The organism is Micromonospora sp. NPDC005171 (genome assembly GCF_040608575.1).
GTDB lineage: Bacteria > Actinomycetota > Actinomycetes > Mycobacteriales > Micromonosporaceae > Micromonospora.
Genome location: NZ_JBEXIM010000007.1, coordinates 198,670 through 211,037 on the forward strand (window position 1 = coordinate 198,670; position 12,368 = coordinate 211,037).

10 protein-coding genes are annotated in these 12,368 nt (G+C 69.9%); 6 read left to right on the forward strand and 4 right to left on the reverse strand.

What is annotated here, in order from left to right:
• Positions 1-11: 11 nt before the first annotated feature.
• The 3 genes from ABZU74_RS13365 to acpS all read right to left on the reverse strand — a co-directional run bounded on the left by ABZU74_RS13365 (position 12) and on the right by acpS (position 3,125).
• Positions 12-1,130: a branched-chain amino acid aminotransferase gene (locus tag ABZU74_RS13365; RefSeq protein ID WP_355422393.1), complete on the reverse strand. Its 1,119-nt coding sequence runs from the start codon at positions 1,128-1,130 to the stop codon at positions 12-14.
• Entirely contained in the window at positions 1,123-2,406 is a 1,284-nt protein-coding gene (locus ABZU74_RS13370; RefSeq protein ID WP_355422396.1) for a DUF6421 family protein, read from the reverse strand. The genes ABZU74_RS13365 and ABZU74_RS13370 overlap by 8 nt, the downstream gene beginning before the upstream one ends.
• 272 nt (positions 2,407-2,678) lie before the next feature.
• Positions 2,679-3,125 (reverse strand): holo-ACP synthase, encoded by a 447-nt coding sequence (gene acpS, locus ABZU74_RS13375; RefSeq protein WP_355422399.1) that lies wholly within the window; start codon positions 3,123-3,125, stop codon positions 2,679-2,681.
• A gap of 151 nt (positions 3,126-3,276) precedes the next feature.
• Between acpS and ABZU74_RS13380 the strand changes: the two genes are divergently transcribed.
• Positions 3,277-4,362 carry a branched-chain amino acid aminotransferase gene (locus ABZU74_RS13380; protein ID WP_355422402.1) on the forward strand — a complete coding sequence of 362 codons (1,086 nt, stop codon included), beginning with the start codon at positions 3,277-3,279 and terminating at the stop codon, positions 4,360-4,362.
• Between the two features lie 72 nt (positions 4,363-4,434).
• On the opposite strand, the gene ABZU74_RS13385 is transcribed toward ABZU74_RS13380, so the two are convergent.
• Complete coding sequence (locus tag ABZU74_RS13385; RefSeq protein ID WP_355422405.1) at positions 4,435-5,664, reverse strand: helix-turn-helix domain-containing protein; 1,230 nt, start codon at positions 5,662-5,664, stop codon at positions 4,435-4,437.
• Between the two features lie 253 nt (positions 5,665-5,917).
• Here ABZU74_RS13385 and ABZU74_RS13390 point away from each other — a divergent pair, with 253 nt between their 5' ends.
• The 5 genes from ABZU74_RS13390 to ABZU74_RS13410 all read left to right on the forward strand — a co-directional run bounded on the left by ABZU74_RS13390 (position 5,918) and on the right by ABZU74_RS13410 (position 12,258).
• Positions 5,918-6,835, forward strand: a complete 918-nt coding sequence (locus ABZU74_RS13390; protein ID WP_355422408.1) for a dihydrodipicolinate synthase family protein — start codon at positions 5,918-5,920, stop codon at positions 6,833-6,835.
• Between the two features lie 180 nt (positions 6,836-7,015).
• Positions 7,016-9,061, forward strand: a complete 2,046-nt coding sequence (locus ABZU74_RS13395; RefSeq protein ID WP_355422411.1) for a M6 family metalloprotease domain-containing protein — start codon at positions 7,016-7,018, stop codon at positions 9,059-9,061.
• A gap of 84 nt (positions 9,062-9,145) precedes the next feature.
• Positions 9,146-9,580, forward strand: coding sequence for a hypothetical protein (locus ABZU74_RS13400; protein ID WP_355422414.1), 435 nt, complete (start codon positions 9,146-9,148; stop codon positions 9,578-9,580).
• Positions 9,577-10,155 (forward strand): redoxin domain-containing protein, encoded by a 579-nt coding sequence (locus ABZU74_RS13405; protein WP_355422417.1) that lies wholly within the window; start codon positions 9,577-9,579, stop codon positions 10,153-10,155. The genes ABZU74_RS13400 and ABZU74_RS13405 overlap by 4 nt, the downstream gene beginning before the upstream one ends.
• Before the next feature lie 207 nt (positions 10,156-10,362).
• Entirely contained in the window at positions 10,363-12,258 is a 1,896-nt protein-coding gene (locus ABZU74_RS13410) for a CocE/NonD family hydrolase (RefSeq protein ID WP_355422420.1), read from the forward strand.
• Positions 12,259-12,368 lie beyond the last annotated feature (110 nt).

Genomic DNA, 12,368 nt, shown 5'->3' on the forward strand with positions numbered 1-12,368 from the left:
CGCCATCTCCCTTACTGTCGGTCGGTCGAGCTGTGAACGGATGCAAGGTCTTTGCGTACGCTCCGCAGCCATCCGTGGGTGTCCGGACGGTCGCCGTGCTGGATCTCCATGAGCGTGTGCCGGACCCGGGCGGTCACCGCGCCTTCCTGGCCGCCGCCAACCATCGCGTCGTCGTCACCGTGGGCGAGCCGGTTGACCGCCACGACCACGGCGGCGGTCCCGCAGGCGAACATCTCGACGAGCTGTCCGGACTGGGCACCGGTCATGAGGGCGTCGATCGAGGTCGGCTCCTCCGCGACCGGGATGCCGAGATCACCGGCGAGGGTGATGACGCAGTCGCGGGTCACCCCCCGCACGATCGATCCCTGGCACGGCGGGGTGGTCAGCCGCACGCCGTGACGCTCGTCGTCGTGGCGCCAGACGAAGAAGACGTTCATGCCACTGAGCTCCTCGACCCAGCGGAACTCGAGGCCGTCGAGCCACAGCACCTCGTCGTAGCCGCGCGCGTTGGCCTGCTTGCGGGTCAGCAGGCTGGCGGCGTAGTTGCCGGAACATTTCGCCTCACCCATGCCGCCGCGTACGGCGCGTACCGTGCCCGCCGAGGTCAGCACGGAGATCGGCGTGAAAGCCCGCCCGAAACACGGTTCGGCCGGATACGCCAGGAAGGTGCACCGGTAGCGCCGAGAGTCACGGAGCCCGAGTTCGGATTCGGTCGCGATCATCAGCGGGCGCAGATAGAGGCCCTGGCCTGGCTCCCCGGGAATCCAGCTGTCGTCGGCGGAGACGAGGTGGGCGCAGGCGTCCAGGAACAGGGAGGCCGGCATCTCGGCCATCGCCAGCCGCCGTGCCGATCGGGCCAGCCTGCGGGCATGGTCGGCGGGGCGGAACAACGCGGCGGAGCCGTCGGGCTGGCGGAACGCCTTCAGGCCCTCGAAGACGCTCTGACCATAGTGCAGCACGAGGGTGCCGGGATCCATGGTCAGCGGGGCGTAGGGCTCGATGGAATAGTCGGACCAGCCATGGTCGGCCGACCAATTGACGACGGCGGTGTTGTCCGTGTGGAAACGGCAGAAACCGGGATCGCGAAGGGCAGCGGCACGGTCGGTGCTGGTCAAGGTTCGGTCAGACATGGACCTCACTGCCCCAGAGGCTCAGGGATGCCCGGGGGCCGCCGCACCTGTCCGTCTTTCTTTCCGGCTCCAGTAACAGTCGCTCGTACAGGAAATCGGTGATCGTCACGCGATAGGTCTCGTCGTCGGTGATCGCCTCGAACTCCTCGATCGTCCGGACGAGCTCCTTGGCCGACGCGACGATCTCCGCCTTGCTGGCCAGCCTGCGCCGGCCGTCGTCGCCGACGGTGAACAGGCCGTGCTCGGCAAGCCACGTGCCGAGGGCGAAGCCGGTGCCGGAGTCGAAGTTGCGGAACGGGCGCGGCTCGGCCGGGTAGCGGAAGAGCCGTTCCAGAATGATGTACTCGAAGATGACGTCGCCGTACGGCACCGATTCCTCGTAGCAGGCTATCGCCGATTTCAGGTCGACCTTGAGCTCCTCGGCGAGACCGGTGCGCCATTTCGTCTTCAAGGCCAGGTGCTGATCCAGTGGACGGGGCCCGGTGTGGTGGTAGTAGTCGTGCAGGTAGCCCCAGACGCAGCGAGCCTGATAGACGTCCTCCGGGTCGACGTCGGCGGACGTCAGCACAGTCGTGCCGGCGAACGGTGAGCCGGAACCACAGAGTCTGGCCACGATTTCCAGCGTGCGGGCGTAGATGGTCGTGTGCCGGTTGAAGAAGAACCAGGCGAACGACTGATCCACTGTCGGCGTAGCTGTCGGAATGTTTTCCGGAAAGAAGACCACGCAGTTTCCGTCACGCAATCCGGGGGAGGCGGAAAGGAGACGGGTCGACTGGAACACCGCCTTGTCGTGCGGATAGCGGGACTGCAGCTCGGCGGTGCAGGCCGGGTCCTGGCGAACGACGGTGAAGGCCTCGAGGAAGGCGCCGTGGGAGCCGTCGCCGTTGGGAAGGGTGACCGGGCCGACGAAGGCGGCGACCTTCCCGTCCTCCGGTGCGGGAACTGTGTCACGGGTCGCGTCGAAGGCCGGCTTCTCCAGAAAACCGGAGTCTGACCAGGCGCGTAGGTCGTGCACGGTGGCCGCGATCTGGCTCGCCGGCATCAGCGGGTCGAGCTGCTCGACCTCGCGGCAGAGCAGGTCGAGCTGCGCTGTCGCCTGGTCGCTGTCGCCGCGGGTCTGTGCCGCGCGGATCAGGCCGGCGACCGGCACTATGCGACGCTCGAATTCCAGGACCTGAGAGAGCGTGCGTGGCTCCACATTATCCTCTCGGCAACATCGACGCCCTTCGGCATCCCACCCCTGATGCACCTCGAAGTATGCACGAAAGTAGCTCATCCCCCGAGGAACCCCTTGATCGGAATCCTGCGGCGCTGCTCCGCCTCCGTCAAACCGCTCTCGCCATTTGGGATATAGACGCCAGTGCCTAGGGTTGATTGATCATCTTGCGTACCTCTTGTTTTGTCCGATTGTGCTGCAATTATCTGCCCATGGTCAGCACCGAACCTTTGGCGCAGCTCCGCTAAAGGCCAATAATGCGGCATCGGCCCATCAATAAAATGATATGAGCCGTATGTCCAACTTGGAGGATCGGTTAAAGGAAATGATGCTCAGGATGGTTGACCGACGCCCGCGACGAAGGCATAAGCCAAATGCCGGCTGTGCGTCAGGGTGACCAGCCATGAATGGACACCGGCCGCTTCGGCGAGCGCCGCTGCGCGCCCGGCCAGGGCCAGGGCCGGCTGCCCGGATTGACGGCGGATCACCTCGATCTCCCGCAGGGCCACCCCGGTCAGGCCGGTCCCGAGGGCTTTCAACACCGCCTCCTTGGCGGCGAAACGGACGGCGAAGCGTTCCGCCGGGTCGCGCTCCAGCAGGCAGTAGGCGCGCTCTCCCGGGGTGAAATGCCGCTCCGCGAACCGGGGCTGCCGGGCCAGCAGCCCCCGGATGTCGTCGACGTCGACGAGGTCGGTGCCCGCACACACGACCACCCGGCCCACCACCTGACGGGCGGCGCTTTCGGCGGCCGCGGCGATCTGCTCGTCACCCCGGCTCACGGCCGCACCGTCCCTCCGAGTCGCCGCACTGTCTCTACGATCGGCGACAATACGGTCGGTATTCTGCACCTGTCATCCGACAAGATTCCCCTGCGTGTTCGTTCTCGGTGACCTGAGCGCCCAGGGATGCGGCCATTGAGAGGACCCGGCCATGAGCCTGTCGTTCCCGTTGCATCAGAATCCGAGCCCGGCGAGCGCGGAGCGGCGAGCCGAGATCATGGCGAATCCGGGGTTCGGCACGTACTTCACCGACCACATGGCACGGGCGGTGTGGAGGCCGGACGGCGGCTGGCAGGACTCCGAGATCATCCCCTTCGGCCCGATCCTCATGCACCCGGCGGCGGCCGTCCTGCACTACGCCCAGGAGATCTTTGAGGGGATGAAGGCGTACCGGCACCGTGACGGCTCGATCTGGTCGTTCCGGCCGCAGGCCAACGGCGAGCGCTTCGCCCGGTCCGCTCGGCGGCTGGCACTGCCCGAACTGCCGGTGCCGGACTTCATGGCCTCGGTCGAGGGCCTGGTCCGCGCCGATCAGGCGTGGGTGCCCGAAGAAAACGAATACAGCGTCTATCTGCGGCCCTTCATGTTCGCGTCCGAGCCGTTCCTGGGGGTTCGCCCGGCGAAGGAGATCACCTACATGGTGATCGCCTGCCCGGTCGGCGCGTACTTTTCCGGTGGCGTCAAGCCGGTCTCCATCTGGCTCTCCACCGAGTACACCCGGGCGGCGCGGGGCGGCACGGGCGAGGCGAAGTGCGGCGGCAACTACGCCTCCAGCCTGGCGCCGATGGTCGAGGCCGCCGAGCACGGCTGTGAGCAGGTCTGTTTCCTGGACGCCGCCGAGGGCCGCTACGTGGAGGAGCTCGGCGGCATGAACCTCTACTTCATCACGGCCGACGGCCGGATCATCACACCGGAACTCGGCACCATCCTCGAGGGCGTCACCCGGGGATCGATCCTCGTCCTTGCCAAGGATCTCGGCCTGGAGGTCGAGGAACGCCCGGTGGAAATCCGGGAATGGCAGGAGGGGGTGGCGTCCGGCGCGATCACCGAGGTCTTCGCGTGTGGCACCGGCGCCGTGGTCACCCCGGTCGGGCGCCTGGTCTGGGAGGGCGGCGAGGTGACGGCCCCGAAGGCCGGTGCCGAGGACTCGGTGACCATGCGGCTGCGCCGCCACCTGCTCGACATCCAGTACGGCAGGGCCGCCGACCCGTACGGCTGGATGGCCCGTCTCGTGTGACGAGGCCCGTCCCCTCGGCCGTTCAGATCAGCCGCGCGGCTACCCATGGTGGCAGCACGGGCGCCGGTGGCGTCACGGCGTGCGGTAATGGCCGCTGAGCCGACCGAGCTTCATGGCCAGGTGCAGGCACAGCCGCTCGTTGCCGTCCTTGAGGTCGGTCCCGGCGAGCTGCTCCACCCGCTGCAGCCGGTAGTAGAGGGTCGTCCGGTGCAGTCGGAGCTTCTCGGCGGTGGCGTGGGCGTTGCCCGCCAGGTCCAGGTAGGCCTCCAGGGTCTCCAGCAGAACCTGGTGGGCGTCGTCGCGCAGCAGCCTCTCCAGCCCGGGATGGACGCCCGCGACGTCGAGGTGCTGACTGTCCAGCTGGGACAGCACCCGGTAGATGCCCAGACCGGCCCAGGAGATGATCCGGCCCAGCGCGGGCAGTTGGGCACCGACCCGGGCGGCCTGCGCGGCCTCCTGGTAGGACTCGACCGCGCTGGACAGCCCGGCGCGGGGCTGACCGATCCCGGTCACGGTCCGGTCCACCGAGGCCAGGCCCCGGGTCGCGGTGCCCAACGCCTCGTCGAGGTGACCGGCGGAGGCTTCCGGCGAGGGGCGGCCGGCGATCCGGTCGCCGCACACCAGCAGCACCCCGTGGTCGTGCCAGACCAGGTGCAGCGTCTCCCGCACGCCGATCCACCGGCGGGTGGTGACCAGGGCCTGCTCCAGGGCGATCCGGGCCACCTCGTCGGGCTGCCGCCCGCCGGCCGGCACGAGTTGGGCGACGAGCGCGACTGTCGACCCGTCGGCGACCACCACGCCCTCCTCCAGCAACGCCCGCGCCGCGTGCTCGCGTGCCTGCCGGCTCTCCACCAGTAGGGTGCGGGTGGCCTCGGTCTCCCGCTGCGAGGCGAGCTCACCGAGCAGGTTCTCCCGGTACAGGGCCAGCGACAGGTCGGTGAAGGGGCCGGTCGCGGTGGCGATGTCGGCGTCGGTCATCGAACCGTCCGCGTCGATGAACCAGACGAACCCGAGCAGCAGGTCGTCGTGCCGGATCGGCACGCAGACCCTCGCCAGCAGGTCCAGCTCGGGGCACGCCGGGGTGCGGACCGGCTCGTGCGCCGTGAGCACGCCCATGCCTCGGAACCAGGCGATCACCTCCGGTGTCGTCTGCCGGCGCAGGATCGACGACCGGCGGACGTCGTCCATCGGGCCGTCGTGCTCGCTGTAGGCGACCACCCGCTGTCGCCGGTCCTCGATGAGGGCGGGTCGTCCCACCCGGGCGGCGACGGCGTCGACGATTCGCTGGAGCTCACCGTGCATGAAACTCCCCTGGTTGCGCTGGTGACAGGGATCGCGCGACCGCCAGTCCTTACCCTCCGATGCGGGTGGGGCATCGCGCAAGGTCCACTGTCGAAGTCACGACAAAAAGACGGGCGGCGACGCGGCTGTTCCGGCATCTGTCCGAAGACCGGGACGACACACGTTCCTAGGGTTCCGGTACGAACCGCACCAGCGCCGCCGCGCACGGTGTGGGTGAAAGGACAGGCGGTGCCGCCGGGGAGGGGGTTTCCGAGTGGGAACTGGTAGGCCCTGGCGGGGCGTGCTGGCCGCCGTCACCACGCCGTTTCGCGCCGACCTGTCGGTCGACTTCGACCAGCTCCAGGAACACGTCAGTTGGCTCGCCTCCGAGGGGTGCAACGGGGTCGCGCCGTGCGCGTCGATGGGGGAGTACCGGGCCCTCTCCGACGACGAGCGGGCCGCCGTGGTGCGGGCGACGGTGCAGGCCGCGCCGTCCGGCTGCGCGGTGGTGCCCGGAGTCGGCGGCTACGGCAGCAGGCAGGCCCGCCGCTGGGCGGAGCAGGCCGCCGACGCCGGCGCCCACGGCGTGCTCGCGCGACCTCCGGACTGGCCTGCCGCCCGCGCCGCCGACGTGGTCGCCCACTACCGGGAGGTGGCGGCGGTCGGCCTGCCGGTGATCGCCCACAACGACCCGCACGACACCCGGCTGGATCTCACGCCGGACCTGTTGGCGACCGTCGCCGAGATCGACGGGATCGTCGCGGTCAAGGAGGTCACCGGCGACGTACGCAGGTTGCACCGCCTTCGGGACCTCTGCCCGCACGTGGACGTGCTGGTCGGCGCCGACGACGTGGTGCTCGAACTGGTGCTGTGCGGCGCCACCGGGTGGGTCGCCACCCTGCCCAACGCGCTGCCCCGCCAGGCCGTGCGCCTGTACGAGCTGTGCGCCGCCCGCGACCTGGGCCGGGCGCTGCCGCTCTACGCCGAGTTGCACCCGATCCTCGGCTGGGCCTCGCGGCCAGAGGCCGTGCAGGCCGTCAAGCTCGCCATGGAGTGCGCCGGGCGGTTCGGCGGTCGGTGCCGCCCACCGCGCGGACCCCTGTCCGGGACCGCAGCCGACCGGGTGCGCCGGGACGTGCTGCGGGCCCTCGCGGCCACTGCCGATCCGGCGTCCGGGGTCGGCCCTGGCTGATCCGCCGGTGGGCACCGGTCCTTCAGGTGTCGGAAGTCGCCGGCCCACCTGCCGACATCTGCACGGTGACCGGCACCGGCCCGTACTCCTAGATTCGCTGCGCGGCCCGCTGACAGACGTCTCGCGATACCCCCCACCGGGACGCCAGCGCCGCGTTTTCCTCCGACGAGAGGTGGTTCCGTGCACCGTGCTACCCCCCACCGAACCCGGCTGAGGCGGGCCGTGCTCGCCGCAGCCGTGGTGAGCACGCTCGTGGCGACCGGGGCGGCGCAGGCCGCCGCGGCCCCGGCCAACCCGGCCGGCGGCACCGCGCCGTTCCAGGTCCTCGACCCGCAGGCCTGGCAGAACCCGGACACGATGACCTGGAACGACTACAAGGCGGTGCCGGGTAAGAACTGGGCCGACCCGAGCGTGTCCGGCTCGGTCCGCAACTTCAAGATCGCCCTGGTGGCGCTCGACTATCCTGACGAGACGTTCGCGGTCTCTCAGCGGGCCCGCTCGACGGTTTTCGGCAACCCGCAGTCCGTCGCGACCAACATCCCCCGGGCCGACGTGCCGAAGTTCTACCAGGACTTCCTGAACACCCCGAACACCCTCAACAAGGGCCACACCCTGCACGAGTACTGGATGCAGGACTCCAACGGCCGCTACGGCGTCGACCTCACCGGATTTGGGCCGTACCAGATGCCAGCCAAGTCCTACCAGTACGGGCTGGACAACGGGTTCAACCCGGGCGCCTGCCCGAGCGGGGACGTGTGCGGCAAGAACATCCGCACCGACGGCCTGGGCGCGTGGCGGGCAGCCGTCGGCGAGGAGGTCGCCAACCAGTACGAACTGGTGTTCATCCTCAGCGCTGGCCAGGACGAGTCGTCGACCTGGCAGGAGTTCGGGCAGATGATCTTCCAGAACAAGGAGGACGTGCCGGACGCCTGGGGCCCACCGGACCCCAACCTGCCGAACTGGGCGAAGACCCGCTACGTGGACTGGACCTCGTGGAAGGCGGCGGCGACACTGTGGCCGAACGCCGGCGGCGGCTCCTCGACGCAGGGGGAGAGTTCCGGCATGGGCGTCTACGCCCACGAGCTGACCCATCTGCTGGGCATCGGCGACAACTACAACAACCCGTACGGCGAGCCGTTGCGCAGGGCGTACACCGGGATCTGGAGCATGATGTCGCGCGGGTCGTTCAACGGCCCGGGCGGTCCGCACACCCGCTGGCAGATCCCGCCGACCAACGGCGGCTCGATGGGCTCACTGCACACGGTGCGGGACAAGCTCAAGATCGGCCTGCTCGGTGAGGAGCACGTGCTGCGGTTGTCACGGGAGTCGCTGGCCTCCTCCGGGCTGGTGGTCGCACAGGTCACGGCCCGGGCGGTCGACGCCGGCCCCAAGGGTCTGAGCGGCGTGAACATCGCGCTGAACAAGGACCTGTCGCCGACGTGCGGTGTCAGCACCGACCCGTTGTGCGACGGTGGCAACTTCAACAACTACACGGTCGAGGTCGTCGACCGGATGGGCGCGGACTCCTTCACCCCGGACGGCGGCGTGCTGCTGAGCAAGACGAAGAACGCCGACAGCGCACCGTTCCAGTGGGTCGTGGACGCCAACCCGCAGGACATCGACATGATCGACTTCTACCGGCCCGACGGCACCCCCCAAAAGATCACCATGGGTGACTACCGGCAGCTGTCCGACGCGCTGTTCCACGCCGGCGCGGACACCGGCAGCCAGTACGAGTACGTCGACGAGGCCAACCGGCTGCACTTCTACATCATCGACCTCAAGCGGGACTCGGCCGGCTCGCTCTCCTACACGGTGGCGGTGCGTTCGCTGGACGGCACCGGCGGGCCGAGCAGTCACGGCGTGACGCTGGGCAAGGGCGAGGTGGCCGGTGGTGGCACGCCGACCAACCGCGGGGTGACCTGCTCGTTCGAGCTGACCAACACCGGTTCGTACTCGGCCGGCGGGCAGCAGCACCCGGAGAACGTCAGCGCCTACCTGAAGTCGGACGTCTACCGCCTGTCGGCGGAGGTGGCCGGCAAGGGCTGGCGGACCTGGCTGCCCAACCAGCTCGCCACCGCGCAGTTCGGCAAGGCCACCACTGTCAAGGTGTCGGTGGGTGCCACCGCCGCCGCCGCGGACACCGGTTTCGTGAAGCTCACCGCTACCTCGGAGAGCGACCCGACGAAGACGGTGACCAAGCAGTGCCGGGTCGAGAAGTCCTGACCGACGCCCGAGGTTGACCCCGTTTCTGGCGGGTCCGCGGCGGCTGGCGCCGCGGACCCGCCAGGCGGGCGGAAGGAGGATGACGTGCGGCGAAGCATCATGACTCTGCTGCCCCTGCTGCTGGCCGGCGCGACCGGCTGCGGCACCGCCGACGCCGCTCAGGAGGCGGTCTCCCCGACGACCGTCCGGGTCCTGGTTCGCGACATCAACATCCGGGCCGCGGGTGTGGACTGCGCCGGCACCGGCCCGTACCAGCACTTCCACAACCGAGCGCCGTTCCGCGTGCTCGATCCGGACGGGACGGCGCTGACCACCGGGCAACTGCCGGCGGGAACCGCGGTGGCCGCCTTCGCCGAGGATCTGGGGGTCGAGCGCCTGCCCACCTACTGCGAGTTCGCCGTCGGTGTGCGGGTGCCGCAGCGGGCGTCCTACCGGTTGGAGGTGGACGGCCGACCGGCCCTCGACCTGACGCCGGACAGCAGCGAGGGCCCGGCGCTGGTGGCGGTGGTCCCGTCATGAGGCTGGCACTCCTGCCGCTGCTGCTGGCGGCGGCACTGCTGGGCGGATGCAGCACGCCCGAGCCCGCGCCCACCCCGGCGCCCGCCGGAGGGGCGGCGGCGCTGCCCGGGCCGGTCCCCGCCGACCTGGCGTTGCGCCCGGCGCCCGGCACCGCCCCGGCCGCCCCGGCGTTCACCGGCGCGCTGACCGACGGCACACCGTTCGCCGCCGCCGAGGTGTGGGCGCAGCGTCCCGTCGTCTTCACCTTCTTCAGCTCCTGGTGCACCACCTGCGCCAGCCGCCAGGCCGCCGTCAGCGAGCTTGCCCGCACCTATCGGGACCGGGTGGTCTTCGTCGGCGTGGCCGGCGCGGACCAGGCCGACGAGGTCCAGGACTATCTGCACGCCCACCGGGTGGAATATCCGGTCGTCCTGGACGACCAGCAGACGATCTGGCGTTCGTACGCGGTGCGGGAGCCGCCAGCCGTCGTGCTGGTGGCCAAGGGTGGCGCCCTGCTCCGCGGCTGGCCCGGTGGTCTGGACGCCCCGACACTCGACCAGCGGCTGCGGGAGCTGGTGCTGGCCGGCCAGCCGTAGCCCGTCGCCCAGGCGCCTTGGTGCGACGCCGGCCCGGCACCGGTCGGCGTCGCACCGAGGCCTTCCCGTGCCCGGCGCGCGGCTGCCCCCGCCGCGCGAGGGACGCACCCCGTCGAACCGCGCCCGGCGAAGTTCCTACACGTGCAGGTGGTGGCACCGGCCACCGGCTCGTAGCGTACGCAGCCTCGGACCCATCAAGGAGAATGCATGGCTACAGTGGGAACGCGTTGGCGCACAGGCGTGGCCGTACTGTCCGCGACGGTGCTCGCCGCGCTCGGCGTGGCGCCGCAGGCGCAGGCGGCCGACGGCCCGCCGTCGATCGTCGTCCAGGACGGCGTCACCCAGCCGGTGTTCGGCTACGCCGACGCCATTCGGGAACGCCTCTTCATCGACTCCACCTTCGACAGCGACAACGACGGTCTGCGCGACATCATCGCGTTCGACCTGATGCGGCCGGCGGCCACCGCGCAGGGGCTCAAGGCCCCCGTCGTGATGGACGCCAGCCCCTACTACTCGACGGTCTGCCGGGGCAACGAGTCCGAGTGCAAGGCGGACCTCGACGGCGACGGGCTGCTGGACAAGTGGCCGCTGTTCTACGACAACTACTTCGTGCCGCGCGGCTACGCGGTCATCCTGCTGGACATGGTCGGCACCAACAACTCCACCGGCTGCCCGACCACAAACGCCAACCAGGACAACCTGAGCGCCAAGCAGGCGATCAACTGGCTCAACGGCCGGGCCACCGCCCGCAACGCCGCCGGTGAGATCGTCAAGGCGGACTGGCACAACGGCAAGACGGGGATGATCGGCAAGTCGTACGACGGCTCGCTGGCCATGGCCACGGCGGTGACCGGCGTGAAGGGCCTGACCACCGTCGTGCCCATCAGCGGGCCGACCGAGTACTACGACTATGTGCGCAGCAACGGCGTGGTCACCCGTGGAAACAGCTATGTGGCGTCGCTGGCCAACACGGTCACCAACCCCGAGCGCCGGGACTACTGCAAGCCGGTGCGCGACGCGATAGGCGCCGCCGACGGCGACGAGCACGGCGACTACACATCCTTCTGGAACGAGCGAAGCTACGTCAAGAAGGTCCCCAACGTCACCGCCAGCGTGCTGCTCTACCACGGCCTCAACGACGACAACGTCCGGCCGGACCACTTCAGCAAGTTCTGGTACGCCCTGGCGGAGAACAACGTGCCGCGCAAGCTGTGGCTGTCGCAGGAGGGCCACGTCGACCCGTTCGACTCGCGCCGCGCGGTATGGGTGTCGACGCTGCACAGGTGGTTCGACTTCTGGCTGCAGGGCGTCGCCAACGGCATCATGGACGAGCCGCGGGTGGACCTGGAGCGGTCCGCCGACGTGTGGGAGACCCACGCCGACTGGCCGATCCCCGGCAAGGCCGACACTGAGGTGTTCCTCCAGCCCGGCACCACCGGCGCGGGCGGTCTCGGGCTGGTGCCCACCGCGAAGCCGGCGACCGGGGCGTTCCAGGACAGCCGCACGCAGAGCCAGAACACCATGATCCTCAACCCGGACGTGGGGCAGCCCAACCGGCTGGCCTTCCTCTCCGCGCCACTCTCCGCGCCGCTGCACATCTCCGGAACGCCCACCGTGCAACTGCGGGCCTCCGCCGACCAGACCGACACCAACCTCGGGGCCATCCTGGTCGACTACGGCACCGACGAGCGGGTCGCGCACCGGGCCTCCGGCGAGGGGATCATCACCCTGACCACCGAGGACTGCTGGGGCCAGAGCAGCCCGACGGACGACGGCTGCTACAAGCAGACGACGAAGCGGGTGGCCACGGCAGACTACGAGCTGGTCACCAAGGGCATCATGGACGCCCAGAACCGGCAGTCGATCCGCGTCGCGGTGCCGCTGGTGCCGGGGGAGTCGTACAACTTCAGCTTCCCGCTGCTGCCGGAGGACTACGTCTTCAAGCCCGGCCACCGGATCGGTGTGATCATCGTGGCCAGCTACCCGCAGTACTCCAGCCAGGCGGACACCACCGCCGCCAACCTGCAGGTCGCGCTGAAGAGCAGCAACATCGTCCTACCCGTGGTCGGTGGCACCGCCGCCGCGCACGCCGCCGGCCTCTGATCCGGACGGGGGGGGGCCCGGGCGGGGGGGGGGGCGGCCGGGCCCACCGCACCCAATCCCCCCACCCACCCCCCCCCCCCCCCACCCAATCCCGCGCACCACAACCAACC

Bases quoted from the DNA above. Each gene is read 5' to 3' on its own strand.
- ABZU74_RS13380 (WP_355422402.1), top strand. From the start codon at position 3,277: ATGAGCCTGTCGTTCCCGTTGCATCAGAATCCGAGCCCGGCGAGCGCG.
- ABZU74_RS13405 (WP_355422417.1), top strand. From the start codon at position 9,577: ATGAGGCTGGCACTCCTGCCGCTGCTGCTGGCGGCGGCACTGCTGGGC.
- ABZU74_RS13365 (WP_355422393.1), bottom strand. From the start codon at position 1,130: ATGTCTGACCGAACCTTGACCAGCACCGACCGTGCCGCTGCCCTTCGC.
- ABZU74_RS13385 (WP_355422405.1), bottom strand. From the start codon at position 5,664: ATGCACGGTGAGCTCCAGCGAATCGTCGACGCCGTCGCCGCCCGGGTG.
- ABZU74_RS13370 (WP_355422396.1), bottom strand. From the start codon at position 2,406: ATGAGCTACTTTCGTGCATACTTCGAGGTGCATCAGGGGTGGGATGCC.
- ABZU74_RS13410 (WP_355422420.1), top strand. From the start codon at position 10,363: ATGGCTACAGTGGGAACGCGTTGGCGCACAGGCGTGGCCGTACTGTCC.